Source organism: Kribbia dieselivorans NBRC 106261 (genome assembly GCF_001552435.1).
GTDB lineage: Bacteria > Actinomycetota > Actinomycetes > Actinomycetales > Dermatophilaceae > Kribbia > Kribbia dieselivorans.
Map to the genome: position 1 here is coordinate 1 of NZ_BCRE01000241.1, position 4690 is coordinate 4690.

A 4690-nucleotide genomic window follows, 5' to 3' on the forward strand; every position below is an offset into this window, starting at 1 on the left:
ATAGCCGCGGCGGCCCGGTCTGCTGACCTGCGTGGTCAGCTGCGCAGCGCGACCATGGGGGACACGGACGCGGCGCGGCGGGCCGGGAGCAGCCCGCCGAGTAGGCTGGAGAGGGTGCCGGCGAGGATGACCACGGGTGCCAGCCATGGCCAGATGATCAGTTCCAGGCCTTGCATCTGACACCAGATCCATGCTCCCAGGAGCCCGGCGGTGCAGCCGATGAGTGCGGCCAGTGCTCCGGCGATGGCCGATTCGGCCAGGATGAGCGCGGCGATCCGTTCGCGGGACCATCCCATGGCGGCACGCAGTCCCAACTCCCGGGAACGCTGGCTGACCGACATGCTCAGGGTGTTGGCGACGGCGACCATCCCGACGAATCCGACGAAGGCTCCCAGCGCCAGTCCGATGCGGCGCAGGTCGCGGGCGACGTTGCCGAGCAGGATCTGCCCGTCTGGTTCGGTGACGTCGCGTAGCCGGATCGTGTGGGTGGGGTCCAGTGCCGTGACGGCGTGTTCGCCCACGGCCGCGGCCGACCCGGGTCGCACCTTGGCCAGGAATCGGGGTGATCGGGCGCCGCCGAAGTCCTGCTGTGCGCGACGTCGCCCGAGGACCACGCTGTGGTTGAGGTAGTCGAATCCGCTGGCGCTGGTGAACGTGCCGGCCACGGTGTAGGGCATGCCTTCGACGTCGATGGTCAGGGGGCTGCTCTGGGTCAGCCCGAGGTCTTCGACGATGCCCTGTCCCAGCCAGATGCTTCGACTGCGCCCGAGGTCGTCCAGGGCCGCGAACGGGGCTCCGGCGAGGTGTGTGACGCCGGATGCGTTCAGACCTCCGGCATCCGCGCCGATGAGCGTGACCGACACCGGTGCGGACCATCGGTTGAGGGTGACGTGGAGCGAGTCCTGCCAGACCGAGAGTTCACCGGCGGCCTCGATCGGTTCCAGTGCCCGGAGTTGGGCCACTTGGTCGGCGGGGAAGCCGCTGGAGACCTCGCCCTCGGCGGCCAGAACGACATGGCCGGAGCGCTGTAGGTCGAATTGTCGGTCGATCTGAGCCTGTTGGGTGTCGGCGATGACGACTGCGGCGGTGGCGCTGGCCACGCCCAGGACGATGCCGACGACCATGGCGATGGTTCGGCCGGGCTTGGCGGTCAGCGACAGGTAGGCGTCGTCGAGGAGCGTGCGCAGCCAGCGGTCCACGATGACCACTCGAGCGCGTAATTCAGGCAACGAGCTCACCGTCGACGATCTCGATGCATCGGTCGGCCATGTCCGCCGCGCGGTGGTCATGGGTGACGATGATCAGGGTCGTTCCGCTGTCGGGCAGGGAGAAGAGCAGGTCAAGGACGGCTTCGCCGGTGCGTTGGTCGAGGGATCCGGTCGGTTCGTCGGCGATGATCAGGCGGGGTTGCTTGACCACGGCCCTGGCCACCGCCACTCGCTGACGTTCACCCCCGGAGAGCAGCGCGGCGCCGCGGTCGGCGATGCCGCCCAGACCGACGCGGTCCAGTGCCTCGCGAGAGCGCTCCTCGACCCGGGCCGGTGGAACCGCGGGGTCGACCTGTCCGAGGGCGACGTTGCGCCATGCGTTGCGTTCGTCGATGAGGAGGGCGTGTTGGAACACGAAGCCGATGTTGGCGGCCCGAAAACGGGATCGATCTCGCGGCCCGAAGAGTTCGACCCGCTGCCCGTCGAAGTCGTAGCTTCCCTCGGAGGCCGGCTGCAGGGCTCCGATGATCGAGGCCAGGGTGGACTTGCCCGCACCCGACGGGCCCACCACCGCCAGGGACGTCCCCACTTCGACCGTCAACGACAGGGGCTGGAGGATACGGGTACGCACCGGGCGCTGGACCTCCAGTCCGATACCGTGCAGTCCGATGAGGTCGGTCACGACTGAGTGTCCGGCTGGTCACCGCTGGGCTGGTCGCCCGGTGCCGAACTTGGTTGTCCGTCACCGGAGTCGAGGGCGATGGCGTTGAGCACGACGGTGTCCCCGTCACCGAGTCCGTCGCCGCGCACCTCGACATGGCCCGAGGCCACGGCACCGGTGGTCACCGAGACCTGAGAGTGTGTGCCGTCATCGGCCACGACCGTGACGACCGTTGCCCCATCAGGGCCGGTCATGATCGATCCGGCGGGGACGGTGAGCACCTTTCCACTGGTTTGGGAGAGGCGGATGAGCAGCGCCGAACCGTCCGGGACCGGGGTGGCCGCACCGAGGGGCGCCACCGTGGCGCTGCGGCCACCCCGCTCGCCCTCGCCGATTCCTCGGACGATCATCTGGGTGCGCTCTCGCGTGTCGAGTCGCAACCGGTCACCGACCGACACGCGAGCCCCGGCAGGCAGGCTGCACTCGACCGTGTTCGTGTTCGAGCCGGCGGTCAGCAGGGCCGTCGTGGGCTTGACGGTCTCGCCCACGGCCACGCGCACGTCGGCCACGGCAGACCTGGGCAGCACGCTCACGCTGGTGTTGAGGTCGAAGCGGTCCCGGGGCACCCCCGCCACGTCACGCAGCAACCGTGTCATCGCCGCCGCGGTGTCGGGTCCGAACGTGGAGTCGGCGTGGGTCAGCACGTCGGCGTCGACCAGGGCGTCCTCCAGGTACCGAACATCCTGGCCCCGGTCACCCACACCCAGATCCCGGAAGAACGGCACGCGCGTCACGTACGCGACTCGCGGTACGCCGGCGACCTCGACCAGGACATCCCCGGTGGCGATCGCGGTGCCGGACTTGACCTCCACCGCGGTGACCACCAACGCCCGGTCCTTCGGCACCCGCGGTGGCCGCACGTCGCGGCTGGGCGCGCTGGCCGTGCACGGCGCCTGGACCACCTCGGTGAGGTGACGCATCGTCGCCGTGGCCGTCGGCGGCGGCAACGTCGGCGTCGCCCGGCGCTGCGCCGCCTCGCGCGGGGAGGTGCCGAACGCCGAAGCACCCAACACCCCGATCAGGCACCCCACAACCAACGCCACCACGCCGACGCGCCACGTACGTGGAGGCAGGCCCACGCGACCTCTCACGGAACGTAGCCCGCGGCGGACAGTTCGACGGCGAAACGCTGAAGCAACTCACGGTTACGTTCCGTCAACCGCTCCCTGCGCGGTGTCAACTCCTTCTCCAAGGCGGCAAAATAGTTTCCAGTGCACTGAACATAGATGTCGGAGAACCGCTTCTGCTCCGCTTTCATCTTACGCGCCGGGGTACGGGACAAGGCGTAATCGACGTTCGACAAGTACGTTGACGTCGGATCCGTCACATCGACCTCCAACCCAGACTTGCCCGCCAGGCACTTCCGCGTACCGGCATGCGTGGCCTTGACCGACGCCGCCTGCGCCGCAGCATCGACCTCACCGACCCAAGGGTCGCCCTGCAGGTTGTACCACTTGAAAAACGATGGCAGGACCTTGTTGACACACTTCCCCAGTCCGACTTTTCCATTGTCCCAAGGCTCCTCTTCCGTGAGCCCCTTGTCGGCGATCAACTCCAGCGAGGCATAGCGGCTCTGATCATATCGAGCCCACGTAATGTTCGGATCCGTGCCGGTGTTCCTGCCACCACACGCCTCGTTGGCAATACCCCGTGAAACCCACTGCACTCGAATGGTTCGGATCGCTGTCTTTCCTGGCATGGCGAACACACCGGCCACGACGTCCGCAAAGACCTGCGGATCCATCGCGACAGAGGTCGATGCGCCGGAAGACTTTGCTGCGTCCGAAGCCACGCTTGGATTTGCCTTCTTCTCGACATTGACATTCGAGGCGTCAGTGGTACAGCCGGCCAGGAGACCAAGAGACGCAGCGCAAACCATGAAGGAAATCATTCCCCTGCCAAGGGCCATTAGTAGATGTACCGCACGTTCTGGTTGTGCACCGCAGCCTCGCCGAGAACTCTCGCGCCGTTGCTGATGTTGGTGAGGAGCACTTTCCATCCCTGATCGGTGGATGGGACCCAAACGAATCCCTTGGTACCTGACGCCCACCCACTACTCGCCTTGTACCACCCCTTCACGCTATCTCCTGGACCTGCCGTCTCCGAGGCGTTGAGGTCCTGGCAGACACTCAGCGTCGGAGTCACAAATTGATCTGAATAGCCCTTGTTCGTGTGCGTGTACTCCCACGAGGCCAAGCACGTCGTCACCGCCTGGCTAGATGGCGCCGTCGCAACCCCCGCCCCCGCAAGCACCGCCACGGAGGCCACCGTGGCAAAGACTCGAGACTTCATGCAAGCACTCATCAGACCCCCCAACTCTTGTGCGTCACCCCACCATTGCGCGTACGTCGGGAACGCTAGCAGCAGACTTTCCACATGTCACGCCATCGAGAGGTTCCTAGGCCGCCCATCTGAAAGACCTCGACGTGTCCCACCCTACTTTCACCGCGCCCGATCTGAGCACGTTCTGCGCATGCGAGACACCCACGCCGTACGACCCCATCGTCACCGTGACGAGCTTGCCGTTGTCGTCGAGCACCTGCAGCCCGAGCGCCTCGGCGTACTTGCGGCCCAGCTGGAAGATGTGGCCCATCTCGATGCCGCGGGCCAGGATCAGGGGGCCGGCGCGGGGTGTGCGGCGAAGTCCTTCTCCTCGAACGCGGCGACCTCGGCGGGGGTGACCTGCGCCTCGAGCGTGTCCTCCCCGTGGGGACTGACCGCGAGGAACTCCTCGGACGCCGATCCGCCCATCGCACCCGAA

5 protein-coding genes are annotated in these 4690 nt (G+C 67.0%); all 5 read right to left on the bottom strand.

Going from position 1 to position 4690, the window contains the following annotated elements; all coding sequences use genetic code 11:
- Nucleotides 1-35: 35 nt before the first annotated feature.
- On the bottom strand, nucleotides 36-1199 hold the full coding sequence (locus KD1_RS15250) for an ABC transporter permease (protein ID WP_169795417.1): 1164 nt from the start codon (nucleotides 1197-1199) through the stop codon (nucleotides 36-38).
- A gap of 22 nt (nucleotides 1200-1221) precedes the next feature.
- Nucleotides 1222-1890: an ABC transporter ATP-binding protein gene (locus KD1_RS15255; RefSeq protein WP_068403340.1), complete on the bottom strand. Its 669-nt coding sequence runs from the start codon at nucleotides 1888-1890 to the stop codon at nucleotides 1222-1224.
- Nucleotides 1887-3008: an efflux RND transporter periplasmic adaptor subunit gene (locus KD1_RS15260; protein ID WP_157073403.1), complete on the bottom strand. Its 1122-nt coding sequence runs from the start codon at nucleotides 3006-3008 to the stop codon at nucleotides 1887-1889. The genes KD1_RS15255 and KD1_RS15260 overlap by 4 nt, the downstream gene beginning before the upstream one ends.
- Nucleotides 3009-3016: 8 nt before the next feature.
- Nucleotides 3017-3721 carry a hypothetical protein gene (locus tag KD1_RS15265; RefSeq protein WP_157073404.1) on the bottom strand — a complete coding sequence of 235 codons (705 nt, stop codon included), beginning with the start codon at nucleotides 3719-3721 and terminating at the stop codon, nucleotides 3017-3019.
- Between the two features lie 606 nt (nucleotides 3722-4327).
- Entirely contained in the window at nucleotides 4328-4522 is a 195-nt protein-coding gene (locus tag KD1_RS17705) for a hypothetical protein (protein ID WP_068403346.1), read from the bottom strand.
- Nucleotides 4523-4690: the final 168 nt, after the last annotated feature.